This is a genomic window from Glycomyces sp. NRRL B-16210 (assembly GCF_000719515.1).
GTDB lineage: Bacteria > Actinomycetota > Actinomycetes > Mycobacteriales > Micromonosporaceae > Glycomyces.
In genome coordinates this window covers 243,318-262,451 of record NZ_JOGR01000010.1, presented here as the reverse complement: position 1 = coordinate 262,451, position 19,134 = coordinate 243,318, and the positions used below count along the sequence as shown (strand labels likewise).

At 71.7% G+C, this 19,134-nt stretch carries 17 protein-coding genes; 15 read left to right on the top strand and 2 right to left on the bottom strand.

All coding sequences use genetic code 11. From position 1 onward, the window contains the following. Positions 1-15: 15 nt before the first annotated feature. Positions 16-363: an SCP2 sterol-binding domain-containing protein gene (locus IF12_RS0115365; protein ID WP_030159845.1), complete on the bottom strand. Its 348-nt coding sequence runs from the start codon at positions 361-363 to the stop codon at positions 16-18. 236 nt (positions 364-599) lie between these two features. Further along, on the bottom strand, positions 600-938 hold the full coding sequence (locus IF12_RS0115360) for an SCP2 sterol-binding domain-containing protein (RefSeq protein ID WP_030159843.1): 339 nt from the start codon (positions 936-938) through the stop codon (positions 600-602). Positions 939-1,165: 227 nt separating this feature from the next. Between IF12_RS0115360 and IF12_RS24250 the strand changes: the two genes are divergently transcribed. From IF12_RS24250 to IF12_RS0115285, 15 genes are all read left to right on the top strand, one after another. Further along, positions 1,166-1,882 carry a hypothetical protein gene (locus IF12_RS24250; protein WP_030159841.1) on the top strand — a complete coding sequence of 239 codons (717 nt, stop codon included), beginning with the start codon at positions 1,166-1,168 and terminating at the stop codon, positions 1,880-1,882. Then, the gene (locus IF12_RS0115350) at positions 1,879-2,085 is read left to right on the top strand and encodes a hypothetical protein (RefSeq protein ID WP_030159833.1); all 207 of its coding nucleotides are present in this window, start codon (positions 1,879-1,881) and stop codon (positions 2,083-2,085) included. The genes IF12_RS24250 and IF12_RS0115350 overlap by 4 nt, the downstream gene beginning before the upstream one ends. Positions 2,086-2,130: 45 nt before the next feature. Then, complete coding sequence (locus IF12_RS0115345) at positions 2,131-2,928, top strand: TlyA family RNA methyltransferase (RefSeq protein ID WP_030159831.1); 798 nt, start codon at positions 2,131-2,133, stop codon at positions 2,926-2,928. 80 nt (positions 2,929-3,008) lie between these two features. Next, positions 3,009-3,923 (top strand): NAD kinase, encoded by a 915-nt coding sequence (locus IF12_RS0115340; protein ID WP_030159829.1) that lies wholly within the window; start codon positions 3,009-3,011, stop codon positions 3,921-3,923. Between the two features lie 58 nt (positions 3,924-3,981). Continuing rightward, positions 3,982-5,730 carry a DNA repair protein RecN gene (gene recN, locus IF12_RS0115335; RefSeq protein WP_030159827.1) on the top strand — a complete coding sequence of 583 codons (1,749 nt, stop codon included), beginning with the start codon at positions 3,982-3,984 and terminating at the stop codon, positions 5,728-5,730. A gap of 72 nt (positions 5,731-5,802) precedes the next feature. Then, positions 5,803-6,999 carry a putative cytokinetic ring protein SteA gene (steA, locus tag IF12_RS0115330; RefSeq protein ID WP_030159825.1) on the top strand — a complete coding sequence of 399 codons (1,197 nt, stop codon included), beginning with the start codon at positions 5,803-5,805 and terminating at the stop codon, positions 6,997-6,999. Beyond that, complete coding sequence (locus IF12_RS0115325) at positions 6,996-7,925, top strand: copper transporter (RefSeq protein ID WP_030159823.1); 930 nt, start codon at positions 6,996-6,998, stop codon at positions 7,923-7,925. Before steA ends, IF12_RS0115325 begins: the two co-directional genes overlap by 4 nt. Before the next feature lie 10 nt (positions 7,926-7,935). After that, complete coding sequence (locus IF12_RS0115320; RefSeq protein WP_030159820.1) at positions 7,936-8,832, top strand: hypothetical protein; 897 nt, start codon at positions 7,936-7,938, stop codon at positions 8,830-8,832. Next, entirely contained in the window at positions 8,829-10,484 is a 1,656-nt protein-coding gene (gene murJ, locus IF12_RS0115315; RefSeq protein WP_051704439.1) for a murein biosynthesis integral membrane protein MurJ, read from the top strand. Before IF12_RS0115320 ends, murJ begins: the two co-directional genes overlap by 4 nt. Further along, on the top strand, positions 10,481-11,578 hold the full coding sequence (locus tag IF12_RS0115310) for a glycosyltransferase family 4 protein (protein ID WP_030159816.1): 1,098 nt from the start codon (positions 10,481-10,483) through the stop codon (positions 11,576-11,578). The genes murJ and IF12_RS0115310 overlap by 4 nt, the downstream gene beginning before the upstream one ends. Positions 11,579-11,585: 7 nt before the next feature. Then, positions 11,586-13,814, top strand: a complete 2,229-nt coding sequence (locus IF12_RS0115305; protein ID WP_030159814.1) for a hypothetical protein — start codon at positions 11,586-11,588, stop codon at positions 13,812-13,814. Between the two features lie 93 nt (positions 13,815-13,907). Further along, complete coding sequence (locus IF12_RS0115300) at positions 13,908-15,602, top strand: CTP synthase (protein ID WP_133884312.1); 1,695 nt, start codon at positions 13,908-13,910, stop codon at positions 15,600-15,602. Positions 15,603-15,690: 88 nt separating this feature from the next. Beyond that, entirely contained in the window at positions 15,691-16,110 is a 420-nt protein-coding gene (locus tag IF12_RS0115295) for a helix-turn-helix domain-containing protein (RefSeq protein WP_030159810.1), read from the top strand. A gap of 10 nt (positions 16,111-16,120) precedes the next feature. Next, complete coding sequence (locus IF12_RS0115290) at positions 16,121-16,531, top strand: VOC family protein (protein WP_030159808.1); 411 nt, start codon at positions 16,121-16,123, stop codon at positions 16,529-16,531. Positions 16,532-16,733: 202 nt separating this feature from the next. Continuing rightward, positions 16,734-19,118, top strand: a complete 2,385-nt coding sequence (locus IF12_RS0115285) for an excinuclease ABC subunit UvrA (RefSeq protein ID WP_030159807.1) — start codon at positions 16,734-16,736, stop codon at positions 19,116-19,118. Positions 19,119-19,134: the final 16 nt, after the last annotated feature.

The following is a 19,134-nucleotide window of genomic DNA, read 5'->3' as shown; positions in this document are numbered from 1 at the left end:
AACGACCGCGGGGGACTAGTCGACCTTCAGGGCCTTGCGCAGCTTCGCGAGGTCCTTCACGGAGGCTTTGACCTTGATCTTGCCGGTCAGGAACGCCTTGGCGGGCTTGAGCTCCTTCTTCGACAGGGCGATCAGGTCGTCGGAGGCGAGCGAGACGCGGACCTCGGCGTCGGCGGCGTCGCCGTCGAGCAGGTCGGTCAGCTTGCCGCCGGAGAGCTTGGCGTTGAACGCCTGGCCCAGGTCGGTGAGTTCCAGGGCCAGCGTGCGTTCGAAGCCGTCTTCGAGGTCGAAGTCGCCGGACTTCTTGGCGACCTTGCCGGCCATCTTCTCCAGCACATTGCGGCATTCGTCAACAGTGGCCATATGGTCCTCCCGGGTTCGTCTGAGGGCTCGGAGTGCTCGACTGCACTTCGCGGCTGGGCAGAAGATTACAACGTGGCCCGAATGCTGTTGCGCCCGACCGGGACGCATCCGACCGTCCGGAGCACTCCGGGCGGCAAACGGTCGCCGCGCGCGGGGCGGGGCCGGCCCCGCGGGCCGTGCCCCCACCCCCTGGGCGCCGCTCGTCCCCCGGCGGCGCGGCGCGAATCCGGCCGGTCCTACAGGACCCCGCGCAGCTTCATGAGGTCCATCATGTTGGCCTTGATCTTGACCTGGCCCGCGGTGAAGGCCTTCATGAAGTCCAGTTCGCCGGCGACGAGTTTGACGAGGTCGTCGGAGCCGACGACCATGCGGATCTCCGCGTCCGGGTTGTCGCCGTCGACGATGTCGATCAGCTTGCCCTGCTCGAACTTCCCGTTGAAGGAGACGCCGAGGTCGGTGATGTCGCAGGCGAGGTTGCGCTGGAAACCGGTGAGCTTCTTGACCGACTTCGGGTTCGAAGCCAGGTTCGCGGCGAACTGCTCCAGTGCGGTCCGGCATTCGTCGATGGTGGCCATGGGGCCCTCCTGTTCGATCGGGGCGGGCGCGGCGGTGCGCCCGTCGGAATGTTACCGGCCAGTACGGCCGCATGGTCGAGGCCGGTCACCGGTAGCTTGGCAGTACCGTTGACGCCAAGGCCAGATTATGGCCCGCGAGCCACGCCGGGCCGGTATCGGACCGCGAGCTTCACAGAGAGGGACGCCGTCCCGCAGACCCCGACAACCCCGAAAGGAGTGGGAGCGCCATGACCGACAGCGCACGCACCTACTTTGACGCCGTCCGCGACCTCGCCGGCGACCCCGCCCGCCGTGCCCGGGAGTTCGCGGGCAGGGTCCGCGACGACCTCCGATCCGGCACCGAGGGCCTCAAGTCCGGCGCCGAGCAGCTGCGCGACCACTCCTCGCGCACCGCCTCCGACATCGGCCGCCTCGTGCGCGCCGAGTTCGACGCGAACCTCACCCGTCTCGGCGTCGCCACCCAGGCCGACCTCGACGACCTCAACCTCCGCCTGGAGCACTCCGAGGACCAGCTCCGCGACCTGCGCATCCGCCTCGCAGAAGCCGAAGCGCGCCTCAACACGGCGACCAAGACCGCCGAGCCCGCCGCTCCCGAAGCGGCGGCGACCCCCGCACCGGCCGAAGCCCCCGCCGCTCCGCCCGCAGAACCCGCGCCGGTCGAGCCCGAAGCCGCCGAGCCTGCGGCCGCAACCGCCGAGCCGGAGCCCGAGACTCCTGCCGCATCACCGGCCGCCGCCGAACCCGCCGAAGCCGAAGCGCCGGTCGAGCCCGCCTCGGCGGACGCCGCCCCGGTCGATGTCGAGCCGGTGGACGTCGAGCCGGTCGAACTCTCCGACCCCGAGGCCCTCTTCGACCCGCCGGCCGAGACGCCCTCCGAACCCGCCGCCCCGCAGAACGCCACCACCGAAGGCACCGCAGCAGGCACCGACGAAGAGGACGCATGACCGACACGCCGAACCCGGGGGCCCTGGCCGACCGCCTGCGCCCCGACCGCGCCGACGACCCCGACGACGTCCAAGGCGCCGTCGAGGCCGCCCTCGGGCAGCTCGAAGCGCTGCCCGACCTGCCGGTGACCGACCACGTCCACGTCTTCGAAGGCGTCCAGCAGCGCCTCTCCGAGATCCTCAGCAACGTCGACGACGCCTGACCGGCGCAGCCGCCGAACCGACCCAGAAAGCACCGCGACCGCGCCATGCCCACGCGCTACCGGCTCGACGCCGAACTCGTCCGCCGCAAGATCGCCCGCTCCCGCGAGCACGCCCGCGAGCTCATCGCGGCCGGGCGCATCCACCTGCGCGGCATACCCGCCACCAAGGCCGCCACGAGCGTCACCGGCGACGACTCGATCCGGCTCGTCGGCGACGTGGACGACTACGTCTCCCGCGGCGCCCACAAGCTCATCGGCGCCCTCGACGCCCTCGGCGTCGACCCGGGCGGCAGGCGCGTCCTCGACGCGGGGGCCTCCACCGGCGGCTTCACCGACGTCCTGCTGCGCCGCGGCGCCGCGCAGGTCCTCGCCGTCGATGTCGGCTACGGCCAGCTCGCCTGGAAGCTCCAGACCGACGAGCGCGTCGTCGTCCACGACCGCACCAACGTCCGCCACCTCACCCCCGAGCAGCTCGGCGGCACGGTGGACCTCACCGTCGGCGACCTCTCCTTCATCTCGCTCGAACTCGTCCTGCCCGCCCTCGCCGCCTGCACCGGCCCCGAAGGCGTCATGCTGCCGATGGTCAAGCCGCAGTTCGAGGTCGGCAAGGGTCAGGTCGGTCCCGGAGGGGTCGTCTCCGACCCGAAACAGCGGGCCGACGCGGTCTGGGGCGTCATCGAGGCCGCCGCGCGGCTCGGCTGGACCACCACCGGCGTCGCCGCCAGCCCCCTCCCCGGCCCGAAGGGCAATGTGGAGTTCTTCTGCCGCATGAGTCGCGACGGCGAGCCGCTCGACCGGGAAGCGGTTGCGGCGATCGTCACAGCCGGCCCGAAAGGCCCCTGATCCGAGACGGCGACACCGCGGCGGACCCCTTCGCCTGCGGTACAGTTCGAGGCCCTGAAGCCGTCTGTGAAGGAGCGCGAGTGGGGTCGCAGCAGAAGCCGAGCCGCGTCTTGGTCGTCACCCATCCGCTCCGCGAGGACGTGGCCGAACTCGCCGAGAAGCTCGCCGCCGCCTTGCGCGGCGCCGGCGTCGCCGTGCGCCTGCTGACCGGTGAGGTCCGTTCGCTCCTGCGCCCCGACGCGCTCCAAGTCGCCGCCGCGTTCGACGAGGACGGCGCCGTGGACAACACCGCCGACCTCGTGCTCGCCCTCGGCGGCGACGGCACCGTGCTGCGCTCGGCGAAGATCGCCGCCGAAGCCGACGTGCCGCTCCTGGGCGTCAATTTCGGCAAGGTCGGCTTCCTCGCCGAGGCCGAGACCGGTGAACTCGAGACGGTCGTCTCGCGCCTGCTCGAAGGGGACTACTTCGTCGAGGAGCGGACCGCGCTCGCGGTCGAGGCGCTCGGCACCGACGGCGAACTGCACCGCTCCTGGGCGTTCAACGACATCGCCGTGGAGAAGGCCGAACCGGCCCGGATGCTGGAGCTGTTCATCGAGATCGACGGCACCCGCATCTCCCGCTACGGCTCCGACGGGGTCGTGGTCGCCTCGCCGACCGGCTCGACCGCGCACGCACTGTCGGCCGGCGGCCCCGTTGTCTGGCCCGATGTGGACGCGCTCGTGGTGGTCCCCATGAACGCGCACGCGCTGTTCGCCAAGCCGATGATCGTCAACTCCTCCTCGGAGATCCGCATAGGGGTCGAGTCGGTCGGCACCGAGGGCTCGCTCATCGCCGACGGCAAGGAACTCACCCGCCTGACGGCCGGTTCGACCGTGACGATCCGCCGATCCGAGCGCCCGGTCCGCCTGGTGCGCATGTCCGGTCAGCCCTTCGCCTCGCGGCTGGTCTCGAAACTCTCTCTGCCCGTTGACGGTTGGCGCCACGGCCGAATCTAGTTCACCCCAGGCTCCGCTCGCGCGACGCGTGTCGGTGGGACCGGCTAGGCTTCGAAGCGTGTTGGAGGAGCTTCGCATCCAGAACCTGGGCGTGATCGCTGACGCCACCTTGCCGCTCGACTCCGGCCTTACCTGCATCACCGGCGAGACCGGGGCCGGTAAGACCATGGTCGTCGCCGGTCTGGGTCTGCTGTTCGGCGGTCGCGCCTCCCGTGCCCCCCTCGGCGTGGAGAGAGCCCTTGTGGAGGGCCGCTTCACCGTGGGCGAGGCCGCGCTCGAACTGCGCGAACGCGCCGTCGAGGCCGGCGCCGACCTGGAGGACGGCGAGCTGCTCCTGGCCCGCTCGGTCTCCTCGGAAGGCCGCTCGAAGGCCTGGGTCGGCGGCCGCTCGGCGCCCGTCGGCGTCCTGTCCGAACTCGGCGAACTGGCCATCTCGGTGCACGGCCAGTCCGACCAGATGCGGCTGCTCCAGACCAGCGAGCAGCGCGCCGCGCTCGACCGCTTCGCCGGGGCCGACCACGGCAAGGTCCTCGACGCCTACCGGGCGGCCTACCTCGAACTCGGCGCCTGCGCCTCCGAGCTGTCGCGCCTGCGCACCAGCGCCCGCGAGATGGCCCGCGAGGCCGACCTGCTGCGCCTGGGACTCGACGAGATCACCGCGGTCGACCCGCAGGACGGCGAGGAGACCGAACTCGCCGAGGACGCCCGACGCCTGGAGAACGCCGAGGCCCTGCGCCTGGCCGCCGCCACCGCGCACGCCGCGATCACTGGCGACCCGAGCACCGGCGACGGGGGCGCGTCCGACACCGTCGGCGCCGCGGCCCGCGCCCTGGAGCACGACGCCCACTCCGATCCCAAGCTCGCCGAGTTCGCCGAGCGCCTCGCCCAGGCCGGCGTCCTGCTCGCCGAGGCCGCCGTGGACCTCTCCTCCTACCTCGACGACCTCTCGGCCGACCCGCGGCGCCTGGAGGAGATCTACCAGCGCCAGGCGGCCCTGAAGACCCTCTACCGCAAGTACGCCGAGGACCTCCCCGGCGTCCTCGCCTGGGCCGAGAACGCCCGCAAGCGACTCGACGAGCTCGACGTCTCCGACGAGCGCGTCGCCGAACTCGAATCGCGCCACGCGGACCTGACCGCGCGCACTGCCGAGCTCGCCACGCAGCTGCGCGTCTCGCGCCGCGAGGCCGCCGCGCGGTTCTCCGAGTCGGTCTCCGCCGAACTCAAGGGCCTCGCGATGCCCCACGCCACCGTCGCCGCCGCGGTCGAGCCGCGCCCGGCCGGGCGCGGCGGCGTCGACCTCACGGTCGGCACCGGCTCCGACATCGCGGTCTCGGGCGCCACCGAGGACGGCGCCGACGAGGTCGAACTGCTCCTGCGACCGCACCCCGGCGCGGTGCCCGCGGCCCTGAACAAGGGCGCCTCCGGCGGCGAGCTCTCGCGGGTCATGCTCGCGATCGAAGTGGTCTTCGCCGAGATCGGCGGCCCGCCGGTCCTCGTCTTCGACGAGGTCGACGCCGGCGTCGGCGGCGGCGCGGCCATCGCGATCGGCCGCTGCCTCGCCAAGCTCGCCCGCACCCACCAGGTCCTCGTCGTCACCCACCTGCCGCAGGTCGCCGCGTTCGCCGACCGCCACCTCGTGGTCTCCAAGGACACCTCGGGGGCGGTCACCGTCTCGGGCGTGCGCGTGGTCGACGACGCCGCGCGGGCGCGTGAGCTTGCTCGCATGCTCGCCGGGATGCCCGACTCCCACCTCGGCGTGGCCCACGCCGAGGAGCTCCTGGCCGAGGCCGCGAAGATGAAGTCCTAGGGGTGTTCCCTCCAGTGGGAAGCGGCGCGCCGTCGCCGCGACCCGAGCGATCGAATGGCATGATGATGCACGATGCGTGTACCTAGCTTGCGTTTGCCCGGGCGTAACCCGGAGGACGAGCCGTCCGAGGGACGGCTGGTCGGCACCGCCCGTCTCGACCGCCGCACGAAGCGCCTGTGCGGCCGGCTCGAACCGGGCGACATCGCGATCATCGACCACGTCGACCTCGACCGGGTCGCCGCCGACACCCTCGTCGGCACCGGCGTGGCCGTGGTTGTGAACGCCGCCAAGTCCATCTCCGGCCGCTACCCGAACCTCGGCCCCGAAGTGCTCGTCAAGGCCGGGATCGTGCTCGTCGACGGCGTCGGCGAGCAGATCTTCGACAACGTGCGCGAAGGCAAGACCGTCGCCGTCAGCGGCGGCGAGATCTACTTCGGCGACGAGCTCATCGGCGAGGGCGCGGTCCAGACCACCGAGTCGGTGGCCACCGACATGGAGGCCGCCAAGGAGGGCCTGTCGGTCCAGCTGGAGGCCTTCGCGGCCAACACCATGGAGTACCTCAAGCGCGAGCGGGACCTCCTGCTCGACGGCGTCGGCGTGCCCGACGTCAAGACCTCCTTCAACGGCCGCCACGCCCTCGTGGTCATCCGCGGCTACAACTACAAGGAGGACATCGACGTCCTGCGGCCGTACATCCGCGAGTTCAAGCCCGTCCTCGTCGGCGTCGACGGCGGCGCGGACGCGCTGCTCGAGGCCGGGTACACGCCCGACATGATCGTCGGCGACATGGACTCGGTGTCCGACGACGCGCTGCGCTGCGGCGCCGAGATCGTGGTGCACGCCTACGCCGACGGGCGCGCCCCCGGCATGGAGCGCATGGACAAGCTCGGGGTCCCCGCGATCCCGTTCCCGGCCGCCGCGACCTCCGAGGACATCGCGATGCTCATGGCCGACGAGAAGGGCGCCGAGCTCATCTGCGCGGTCGGCACCCACGTCACCATGGTCGAGTTCCTCGACAAGGGGCGCGGCGGGATGGCCTCGACCTTCCTGACGCGCCTGCGCGTGGGCGGCAAGCTCGTCGACGCCAAGGGCGTCTCGCGCCTCTACCGCCAGGACATGTCGATCTCCGCGCTGCTCCTGCTCATCGTCTCCGCCCTCGCCGCCATGGCCACCGCCGTCGCCATCTCCACCGTCGGACGCTCGTTCGTGGACGTGATCGCCGACTGGTGGGAAGGTTTGATCTTCCAAATCCAAAGGCTGTTCTCGTGATCAACTTCCGCTACCACCTGGTGAGCCTCACCGCGGTGTTCCTCGCCCTCACCGTGGGCCTCATCCTCGGCACCGCCGCCCTCAACGGCCCCGCCATCGAGGCGATGCAGTCCAACGGCCAGGCGCTGCGCGACTCCAACGACCAGCTGCGCGCCGAGATCAAGGAGCTCGAGGAGCAGCTCGGCGACGACCAGGCCTTCGCCGCCGAGATCGCCCCCTCGTACCTCGCCGAGCGGCTCACCGACAAGAGCATCCTCGTCATCGCCCTGCCCGGCGTCGAGACCGAGGCCGTCGACAGCGCGATCGAGATGCTCGGCTACGCCGGGGCCACCGTGGCCGGCCGCATGGCGGTCCTCGACGAGTTCTTCGACCCGGCCAACGGCGACAAGCTCGTCGACCTCGTCGACACCACCACCCCCGCGACGGTCCAGACCCCCGTCACCTATGACGGGGTCGCCGCGATGAGCTACGTCCTCGCCGCTGTCGCCACCGGCACGACCGAGGGCGAACCGGTCGAGATCGTCGAAGGCGACATCACCAAGGTCACCACCAGCCTGAACGAACTCTCGATGCTCACCGTCGAGACCGACCCCAGCGGCGTCGCCGACGGCGTCCTCATCCTCACCGGGCCCGGCTCCACCGACTCCGACGCCGAGGACCGCAACACCGGGATGGTCGCCTTCACCAACGCCTTCGCCGCCGACGCGCCCACCGTCTACGCGGCGACGACCTCGACCGGCGACGGCAACCCGATCGACACGATCCGCGCCGACGAGGCCGAGACGGTCGCCACCGTCGACCACGTCTCCACCACCCAGGGCCAGATCGCCGCGGTCATCGCGCTCGCCGACTTCGTCAACGACGGGACCGTGGACCATCTCGGGATCGGGGAGGGCGCTTCAGGCCTGCTTCCCGACGCGGCCTAGTATCGCGCCCATGAGCCAGCTAACGCGTACTGTCGGGCGGGCGTTCCTAGGGGGCCTCGCAGCGGGCGGCACGATCGCCGCGATCGGCGCCGTACGGCGATCACGGTGGGCGTCCGAACTGGAGCGCGTCAACCACAAAGGCGACACCGTGAGCTTGGCCGAAGGCCCCGGCATCACCATCGGCGCGACCGCGGCCGCCGTGGCCGGGGCGAACTCCCCGGCCTATGCCGTCGCCGCGGCCGCCACCGGACTCACCTCCGGCGCGGTCGGCCTCTACGACGACATCGCCGACGCCAAGGGCGAGAAGGCCAAGGGCTTCAAAGGCCACCTCGGCGCGCTCCGCAAGGGCCGCCTGTCGGCCGGGCTCGTGAAGATCCTCGGCATCTCCACCGCCGGGCTCGCCTCCGCGGCGCTGGTCGACCTCACCAACGGCGAACTCACCGACGCGCGCCGCCACTGGGCGCGGCGGCTGTGGAACGTCGGCGTCGGCGGCGGCGTCATCGCCGGCACCGCCAACCTCATCAACCTGTTCGACCTGCGTCCCGGACGCGCCCTCAAAGTGGTCACCCTCGCCTCCGCGCCCCTCTCGCGCCCGGTCGGCCCCAAGTCCCGCCGCGCCACCGCGGCCGGCGGCGCCAACACCGCCCTGGCCGTCTCCTCGGCCGCCGGGGCCGCCATGGCCGACGACCTCGACGGCAAGACCATGCTCGGCGACGGCGGCGCGAACGCCCTCGGCGCGCTCCTCGGCCTCGCCTTCATCTCCCGGACCGGCATGATCGGCCGCCACGCCGCCCTCGCGGGCGTCGCCGCGCTCATCGCCACCTCCGAGAAGGTCAGCTTCACGAAGGTCATCGCCGAGACGCCCGTACTGCGCGAGTTGGACGAGCTGGGTCGGACGAAGTCTTGACCGAGACCCGACGCGAAGTCGGTCGTGCCGCCTCGGTCATCGGTGCGATCACCGTCGCCTCCCGCCTGGCCGGATTCGGCCGCACGATGGTCTTCACCTGGGCCATCGGCGTCGCCAGCCTCGGCACGGCCTACCAGACCGCCAACAACATCCCCAACATCATCTTCGAGCTGGTCGCCGGGGGAGCGCTTGCAGCGCTGGTGATCCCGCTCCTTGCCGCCCCGCTCGCCCGGCACGAGCCCGAGCAGGTCAGCCGGATCGCCTCGGCCCTGCTCACCTGGTCCCTGACCCTCCTGGTCCCCTTCGGGCTCGTCGTCGCGGTCTTCGCCCGCCCGATCGTCAGCGTGCTCATGCCCGGCGAGCGGATCAGCCCCACGACGGTCGACGTGGCCACCGAGCTGCTCGTCCTCTTCGCCCCGCAACTGCCGCTGTACGGCGTCGCGATCGTCCTCACCGGCATCCTCCAGTCCCACCGCCGCTTCGCCTGGCCCGCCCTCGCCCCGCTCCTGTCCAGCGTCGTCATGGCCGGCGTGTACGTCGTCTACGGCCTCGCCTCCGGCCGCGAGAACGACGCCGCCCAGATCTCCCAGCCCGAGATCCTCCTCCTCGGGCTCGGCACCACGCTCGGCGTCGCCGTCCTCGCCGGCTCCCTGATCCTGCCGCTGCGCGGCCTGGGGCTGCGCCTGCGACCGGCCTGGCGGCTGGAGACCCACGTCGCCGCCAGCCTCAAGTCCCTCGCCATCGCCGGGGCCATCACCGTCGGCGCCCAGCAGCTTTGCCAGGCGCTGCTCATGCGCCTGGCCAACGACGCCGGCGACGGCCCGGTCGCCATCTTCACCATCTCCCAGACGTTTTTCCTGCTCCCGTGGGCCGTGCTCGCCGTACCGCTCGCGACCGCCGCCTACCCGATCCTCGCCGAGGCCTACTCCCTCGGCGAGCACGAGCGCTACCAGCGCCGCCTCTCCCAGACCGGCCGGGCCATCCTGCTGCTGTCCGGCCTCGGCGTCGCGGCCCTCGCGGGGCTCGCCGAACCCATCGGCACCGTCCTCGCCTCGGTCGCCCCCGGCAGCGGCGACGCCACCCAATCGCAGCTCCAGGCCACCCTCACCGGCCTCGCCTTCGGCCTCTTCGGCTACTCGCTGTTCGCCATCTACTCGCGCGGCCTCTACGCCGTGGGCCGCAACAAGTACGCCGCCGGGGCCACCTCGCTCGGCTGGGCCGTCGGCGCCGTCGCCGCCATCGTCCTGTCCCAAGTCATGCCCGTCGAGGACCGCACGCTCGCCCTCGCCATCGCCTGGACCATCGGCATGACCGCCATCGGCCTCGCCCTCACCGCCGCCGTCGCCCGCCACACCGGGGCCGCGAGCCTCGCCGGGATTCCCCGCGCCGCGCTCGCCACCGTCGTCGCCGCCGTCCTGTCGGTCCTCGCCGCGCGCGAGTTCATCCTCCTGTGGGGCCACGCCGGATCCACCATGGACGCCCTCGTCCAGGGCATGGTCGTCGGCGCCGCCACCGCCGTCGTCTACCTCGGGCTCGGCGCGCTCATCGGCGGTTCCGCCGTGGTGCGCCCCGTCCTGAGACGCGCTGGCAGAATACGGAAGTCAGACGCAGAACCAGCACCCGATGATCCAGAGAGCGGAGCCGACAAGTGAGCAACCGGAGGATCGCCTTGGTGCTCGGACCCTCGACCGGGGGCGTCGGCACGCACGTCGCCTCGGTCGCGGCCGGCTTCGTCGCCCGCGGCGACGCCGTCACCGTCATCGGCCCGCCCGAGACCGAGGAGCGCTTCGGGTTCCGCGCCACCGGCGCCCGCTTCATCCCCGCCCCCATCACCTCCAAGCCCACCCCCGGCCTCCCGGCCGCCTGGTGGGCCGTCTCCCGGGCCCTGCGCGGGGTCACCGGACGCGGCGTCGACCTCGTCCACGCCCACGGCATGACCGCCGGGATGACCGCGCTCGCCGCCCGCCCCGCCGGGGCCGCCCTGGTCACCACCTGGCACAACACGCAGCTCGCCACCGGCCTCAAGCGCCGCGCCTACGACCTCGCCGAGCGCCGCCTGGCCCGCAGCGTCGACGTCGCCCTCGCCATCTCGCCCGACCTCCACTCCCACCTCGTCGAACTCGGCGCCTCCGACGCGCGCCTCGCGCAGGCCCCGGCCCCGCCGCTGCGCCCCGCCGGCGACCCTGAGGCGATCCGCGAGCAGCTCGGCATCGGCGACCGGCCCCTGCTCCTCTCGATCGGGCGCCTCAACGTCCAGAAGGACCACGACACCCTCATCGCCGCCGCCCTGCGCTGGACCGACCTCGACCCCGCACCGGTCGTCGCCATCGCCGGCGACGGCCCCGAACGCGCCCGCCTCCAGGACCTCATCGACGCCACCGGCGCCGACGTGCGCCTCCTCGGCCACCGCAGCGACATCGCCGACCTCCTCGCCGCCGCCGACCTCGTCGTCAACACCAGCACCTGGGAGGGCTACCCGCTGTCCCTCCAAGAGGCCCTCCAGGCCGGCCTGCCGCTCGTCGCCACCCGCACCGGCGGCATCCCCGACCTCGTCGGCGAGGGCGCGATCCTGTTCCCCGTCGGCGACGTCGACGCCCTCGACCGGCACGTGCGCGAACTCCTCGCCGACCCCGAACGCCTCGCCCGCCTCGGGGAGGCCGGCCTCGCCCAGGCCGCGACCTGGCCCGACGAAGCGCGCGTCCTCGACTCCCTCGACGCGCTCTACCTCGAACTGACCGGAAGATAACCCCACCGTGTCCAAACAGAACGACCTCGGACGCCGGCTGCGCAGGCTCGCCAGGAGCGCCGCCCGCAACCGCGGCCCCATCGGCATGTGGGCCCTGGTCGTCGCCCTCATCGCCGTCGGCGTCGTCCAACTGCTCCCCGACGAGACCGACGAGTCCGTCCCCGACACCGTCGGCTCGGTCGTCCTCCTCGGCGTCGGCGGCCTCACCTGGACCGACATCGACGCCGAGACCACCCCGAACCTCGCCGCGCTCGCCGCCGAAGGCTCGCTCGCCGAACTCAACACCGACTCCGGGCGCGCCTTCACCTGCACCCTCGACGGCTGGCTCACCCTCTCGGCCGGATCGCCCGCCGTCTCCACCCCCTACGGCGGCCCCTCCGACTGCGGCGAGATCACCGCCGACCGCGTCGCCGTCGCCGAATCCGGCGCCGCCGTCGCCGACATGCCCGACCTCGTCTCCCTCAACCGCGAACTCGAGCAGGGCGCCGAACTCGGCATGCTCGCCGCGGGCACCACCTGCGCCACCGCCATCGGCCCCGGCGCCGCCTACGCCACCGCCAACTCCGTCGGCCGCGTCGGCGACTACCTCCCCGTCATGCCCACCGGCCGCGACCTCGCCGTCGCCCTCGCCGCGTGCCCCCTCACCGTCGTCGACGGCGGCGTCCTGCCCACCGCCGAGGCCGCGCGCGCGGCCGCCCTCGACACCCTCGACGCCACCGTCGGCGCGCTCCAGGCCGCCCGCGGCGGCGACTCGGCGCTCATCGTCACCGGTATCGGCCAGGTCGAGCAGCCCAACCGGCTCCTCGCCACCGTCGTGAACTTCGACAACCGCGGCGGCCACAACCTCGTCGACCTGCCCGCCGAACGCCCCGGCTACCTCAGGCTCACCGATCTGACCGCGACCGTCCTCACCCTCCTGGACGCCCCGTTCCCCGACACCGTGACCGGCACGGCCGCCGGCGTCACCGCCGACGCCCTCACCTACCGCGAACGCCAGTCCGTCTTCGACGACACCGACACCCGGCTCATCGCCGCCGCCGTGGCCGCACCCGCCACCCAGTGGCTCCAGGTCTTCCTGTTCCTCGCCCTCACCTTCGTCGCCTGGCCGCTCCTGCACTTGCTGCGCCGGGCCGGGCAGCCGGGCGTCAAACCCCCGCCGCTGTGGCTCATGCGCCTCAACATCGTCACCGCCCTCGTGTGCGCCCTGTTCGTGGCCGCCGCGATGCTCGCCGACTTCTTCGCCTGGTGGTCGGCCCCGCGCCCCGGACTCGTCGGCCCCCTCACCGCCCTCGGCATCGCCGTCGTCTGCGCGTTCGCCGCGATCGTCCTGCCCAAACGCCACGGCCCCGCGGGCCTCATGGTGAGCGTCTCCGCGTTCGGCGTCATCGTCACCGTCCTCGCCATGGTCATCCACACCGAGGACCCCCTGGGCACCCTCCTGGGGGACTACACCGTCGCCGACTCCGCCTCGAACGAACTCGGGCCCGTCGCCTCCGGCATGTTCATCGCCTCCCTGTGGCTCCTGGCCGCCGTCGCCGCCTGGCGGCTGCCGCGCCGCTACCAGTCCCCGGTCATGGCCGGCATCGGCTGCCTCGGCGTCCTCGTCGTCTCCGCCGGGTTCCTCGGCAACTCCGTGCCCGCGGCCGTCGCCATCATCGTCGGCACCTGCCTCGCCGCGGCGCTGGCGACCGGCGGCTGGGTCACGTTCTCGCGCTTCGTGTGGTCGGGCCTGGCCGGCGCGGCGGTGCTCGTCGGCCTCTCCTGGATCGACTACCAGCGGCCCGCGGCCGAACGCGGCGAACTCGGCTCGTTCATGGGCGACGTCATGGGCGACACCAACGGCGTCATCGCCTCCGGGCTCGGCTCGAACATCGTCGCGGTCTTCACCTCCCCGCTGAGCGTCCTCACCGTCCTGGCCGGCGCCTACTGCTGGCTGGTCCTCCTGCGCCCCGGAGGCGGCCTGCGGCGCGCCTGGGGCCTGTACCCGCCCCTGCGCGCGGCCTTCTCGGCCGCGGTCGCCGGCTCTGCCGTCGCCGGGCTCCTCCTCGGCAAGGGCCTGATGAGCCTCGGCGCGGCCCTCGCCGTCATGGTTCCCTTGGCGGTCATCATCAGTCACCGCGTCCTGGCCCGCGCGCACGTCAAGGACGGCCAGTACTCGGACATGATCGTCGACGCACCGTCGTGGGTCGATGAGGAAAACGACGGTGAAAGTGTTAGTGTGGAATCCCGTGGATGATGCGATCCACCGGCGGTCCGCGGCTCGGCTTTCGAGCCCCGGGTGAGCAACGGCTCGACCGCTCGATCGGCACGATTACCACGGGAGTCCGCTTTGGCCAGCGCCGTCAATGGTCATATCCGCAACACGAAGCACCTCTTCGTCACCGGTGGGGTCACCTCCGCCCTCGGCAAGGGCATGACCGCCGCCAGTCTCGGGAACCTGCTGACCGCGCGCGGCCTGTACGTGGTGATGCAGAAGATCGACCCGTACCTCAACGTCGACCCCGGAACCATGAACCCGTACGAGCACGGCGAGGTCTTCGTCACCGACGACGGCGGCGAGACCGACCTCGACATCGGCAACTACGAGCGGTTCCTCGACCGGAACCTGTCCAAGCACGCGAACGTGACCACCGGGCAGGTCTACTCCGACGTGATCGCCAAGGAGCGCCGCGGCGACTACCTCGGCGCCACGGTCCAGGTGATCCCGCACATCACCAACGAGATCAAGTCCCGCCTCGCGGCGATGGCCGACCCGGACCCCGAGTCCGGCCGCGTCCCCGACGTCGTGATCACCGAGGTCGGCGGGACCGTCGGCGACATCGAGTCGCTGCCGTTCCTGGAGGCGATCCGCCAGTATCGCCACGACATCGGCCGCGACAACTGCTTCTTCCTGCACGTCTCGCTCGTGCCCTACCTCGCGGCGTCCTCGGAGATGAAGACCAAGCCCACCCAGCACTCGGTGGCGCAGCTGCGCAGCATCGGCATCCAGCCCGACGCGATCGTCTGCCGCTCCGACCGGCCGCTGCCCGACGGCCTCAAGCAGAAGATCGCCGGATTCTGCGACGTGGACGACGCGGCGGTGGTCTCGGCCCCCGACTCGAAGTCGATCTACGAGATCCCCAAGACCCTGCACTCCGAGGGCCTGGACGCCTACGTGGTCCGCAAGCTCGACCTGCCGTTCCGCGACGTCGACTGGACCTCCTGGGACGACCTGCTCGACCGGGTCCACAACCCGGCCGCGACCCTGGAGGTCGCGATCGTCGGCAAGTACGTGGAGCTGCCCGACGCCTACAAGTCGGTGGTCGAGGCCCTGCACGCGGCCGGGTTCGCCCACCGAGCGAAGGTGAACGTCCGCTGGGTCGTCTCCGACGAGTGCGGCGCCGCCGACGCCACCGCCAAGGCCCTCGCCGGGGTCGACGCCGTGGTCATCCCCGGCGGCTTCGGCGACCGGGGCGTGCCCGGCAAGATCAGGGCCCTCACCTGGGCCCGCACCCGCCAGGTGCCGACCCTGGGCCTGTGCCTGGGCATGCAGTGCATGGCGATCGAGGCCCTGCGGGAGATCTCCGGCCTCGTCGGCGCCGACTCGGAGGAGTTCGCCCGCGACGCCGAGCACCTGGTCATCTCCACCATGGCCGACCAGACCGACATCGTCGCCGGGCGCGGGGACATGGGCGGCACGATGCGCCTGGGCACCTACCCGGCGCAGCTCGCCGAGGGCTCCCTGGTCGCCGAAGCGTACGGGCTGACCGAGGTCAACGAGCGCCACCGCCACCGCTACGAGGTCAACAACGCCTACCGCGACCAGCTCGTCAAGGCCGGCTTCGTGATCTCCGGGCTCTCGCCCGACGGGCGCCTGGTCGAGTTCATCGAACTCGACCGCTCGGTGCACCCGTACTTCGTGGCGACCCAGGCCCACCCCGAGCTCAAATCGCGCCCGACCCGGCCGCACCCGCTGTTCTCCGGTCTCGTGGAGGCCGCGCTCAAGCGCCAGGCGGGCGAGCGCCTCGACCTCGGCGCCGCCTGATCCACGCTCGTCGAGGGGCGGGACCCGCACCGGGTCCCGCCCTTCGCTTGTCCGGGCCGCCGGGCCCGGTCTGTGCGATGCTTGCCGGGTGATCTTGGAAGACCTGGTGCGCCTGCGACGAGCGCGGGACCTGATGGACCGCGAGTACGCGCGGCCGCTCGACGTGGCGGCGCTGGCGCGCTCGGCCCACATGTCGGCGGGTCATTTCGCCCGCAGCTTCCGTACGGCGTACGGAGAGACGCCGTACAGCTATCTGATGACGCGGCGCATCGAGCGGGCGAAGGCGCTGCTGCGCCGCGGGGACCTGTCGGTCACCGAGGTCTGCTTCGCGGTCGGGTGCACCTCGCTCGGCTCGTTCAGTTCGCGCTTCACCGAGCTGGTCGGGGAGAGTCCGAGCGCCTACAGAGCCCGCGACCACGAGGAGGGCGCGGCCATCCCCGCGTGCGTCGCCAAGATCTACACGAGACCGGTCAGGAATGGAGAAGCGAAGCCCTCGTCCCGGCGGTAGCGTGAATCGCATGGACATCAAGCTGGCACAATGCTTCATCGCCGTCGACGACCACGACAAGGCGCTCGGGTTCTACCGCGACGCGCTGGGTCTCGAAGTGCGCAACGACGTCGGTTACGAGGGCCTGCGCTGGGTCACCGTCGGCCCGCCCGGACAGAGCGACGTGGACATCGTCCTGGAGTCGACCGTCGGCGACCCGAACGCCTCCGAGGCCGACAAGGAGGCCGCGGCGGTCCTGCTCGCCAAGGGCCTGCTGCGCGGCGTCATCTTCAGCACCGACGACGTGGACGCGCTGTTCGAGCGCGTCAGCGCCTCCGGCGCCGAGGTGCTCCAGGAGCCCTCCGATCAGCCGTACGGCGTACGGGATTGCGCGTTCCGGGACCCCGCGGGCAACATGATCCGCGTCAACCAGCGTCTCTGAGGGGCCCGGACCCGTTCGATCCGCGACCCCGTCCGGCGTGAGCCGACCGGGGTCGCGCGCATTGTCGGTGGCAGCCGATACGTTGTAGAGTCCAGCGCCGCCGCGGCGGCGAACGGAGTCCAGGAAGCCAGGCGCCGGCCCGTCCCGGTCGGCGAGGAACGACGCGCCCGCGCGAGCGGGCGCCCCACAGAGGGAGACTTGCATGGCCGCGAAGAAGGGCACCCCGCCGCCCGGGTCGCACGCCGCCGACAGCCACGACCTCATCCGCGTGCACGGCGCGCGCGAGAACAACCTCAAAGACGTCAGCGTCGAGCTGCCCAAACGCCGCCTCACGGTCTTCACCGGCGTCTCCGGCTCGGGCAAGAGCTCGCTGGTGTTCGCCACGATCGCCGCCGAGTCGCAGCGGATGATCAACGAGACCTACAGCGCCTTCCTCCAGGGCTTCATGCCCTCGCTCGCGCGGCCCGAGGTCGACCACCTCGAAGGCCTCACCACCGCGATCATCGTCGACCAGGAGCGCATGGGCGCCAACCCCCGCTCCACGGTCGGCACCGCGACCGACGCCAACGCGATGCTGCGCATCCTCTTCAGCCGCCTCGGCGACCCGCACATCGGCTCCCCGAACGCCTACTCCTTCAACGTCCCCTCGGTGAAGGCCAGCGGCGCGATCACCGTCGAGCGCGGCGGCAAGACCAAGGCCGAGAAGGCCACCTTCAACCGCCTCGGCGGCATGTGCCCGCGCTGCGAGGGCATGGGCGCGGTCACCGACTTCGACCTCACCGCCCTGTACGACGACACCAAGTCGCTCAACGAGGGCGCGCTCACCATCCCCGGCTACTCGATGGACGGCTGGTACGGGCGCATCTACCGCGCCTCCGGCTTCTTCGACCCCGACAAGCCGATCGGCGAGTACAACAAGCGCGAGCTCAACGACCTGCTCTACAAGGAACCGACCAAGATCAAGGTCGACGGCATCAACATCACCTTCGAGGGCGTGATCACCAAGCTCCAGAAGTCCACCCTCTCCAAGGACGTCGACTCGCTCCAGCCCCACGTGCGCGCCTTCGTCGAACGCGCGGTCACCTTCACGACCTGCCCCGAATGCGAGGGCACCCGCCTTGCCCCCGAGGCCCGCTCCTCGAAGATCGACGGCAAGAGCATCGCGGACGTGTGCCGGATGCAGATCAGCGACCTGCGCGAGTGGATCCGCGGGATCGACGAGCCCTCGGTCGCCCCGCTCCTCAAGGGCCTCCAGCACCTCCTCGACTCGTTCGTGGAGATCGGCCTGGGCTACCTCTCGCTCGAACGCCCCGCCGGGACCCTCTCGGGCGGCGAGGCCCAGCGCACCAAGATGATCCGCCACCTCGGCTCCTCGCTCACCGACGTCACCTACGTCTTCGACGAGCCCACCATCGGCCTCCACCCGCACGACATCGAGCGGATGAACGCCCTCCTGCTGCAACTGCGCGACAAGGGCAACACCGTGCTCGTCGTCGAGCACAAGCCCGAGACGATCGCCATCGCCGACCACGTCGTGGACCTCGGCCCCCGCGCCGGCTCCGCCGGCGGCGAGATCGTCTTCGAAGGCACCGTCGAGGACCTCGCCTCCAGCGACACCCTCACCGGCCGCCACCTCGGCGACCGCGCCGCCATCAAGGACGAGGTCCGCAAGTCCACCGACGTCCTGGAGGTCCGCGGTGCCGCCGCGAACAACCTCCAAGACGTCGACGTCGACATCCCCCTCGGCGTGCTCACCGTCGTGACCGGCGTGGCCGGCTCGGGCAAGAGCTCCCTCATCCACGGCTCGGTATCGGGCCGAGACGGCGTGATCGCGATCGACCAGGGCGCCATCAAAGGCTCGCGGCGCAGCAACCCGGCCACCTACACCGGCCTGCTCGAACCGATCCGCAAGGCCTTCGCCAAGGCCAACGGCGTCAAGCCCGCCCTGTTCAGCGCCAACTCCGAAGGCGCCTGCCCCGTCTGCAACGGCGCCGGCGTCATCTTCACCGACCTCGGCGTCATGGCCACCGTCGAGTCCACCTGCGAGGAGTGCGACGGCAAGCGCTTCGACGCCTCGGTCCTGGAGTACCGCCTCGGCGGCCGCGACATCAGCGAGGTCCTCACGATGTCGGTCACCGACGCCGAGGCCTTCTTCGCCGAAGGCGAGTCCCGCATCCCCGCGGCCCACAAGATCCTCCAGCGCCTCGTGGACGTCGGCCTCGGCTACCTCACCCTCGGCCAGCCGCTCACCACCCTCTCCGGCGGCGAGCGCCAGCGCCTCAAGCTCGCCACCCGCATGGGGGAGAAGGGCGGCGTCTACGTCCTCGACGAGCCGACCACCGGCCTCCACCTCGCCGACGTCGAGCAGCTCCTGGGCCTGCTCGACCGGCTCGTGGACGCCGGCAAGTCCGTCATCGTCATCGAGCACCACCAGGCGGTCATGGCCCACGCCGACTGGATCATCGACCTCGGCCCCGGCGCCGGCCACGACGGAGGCAAGATCGTCTTCGAAGGCACGCCCGCCGACCTCGTCGCCGACCGCTCGACCCTCACCGGGGAGCACCTCGCGACCTACGTCGGCGCCTGACCGAAACCATGATGCG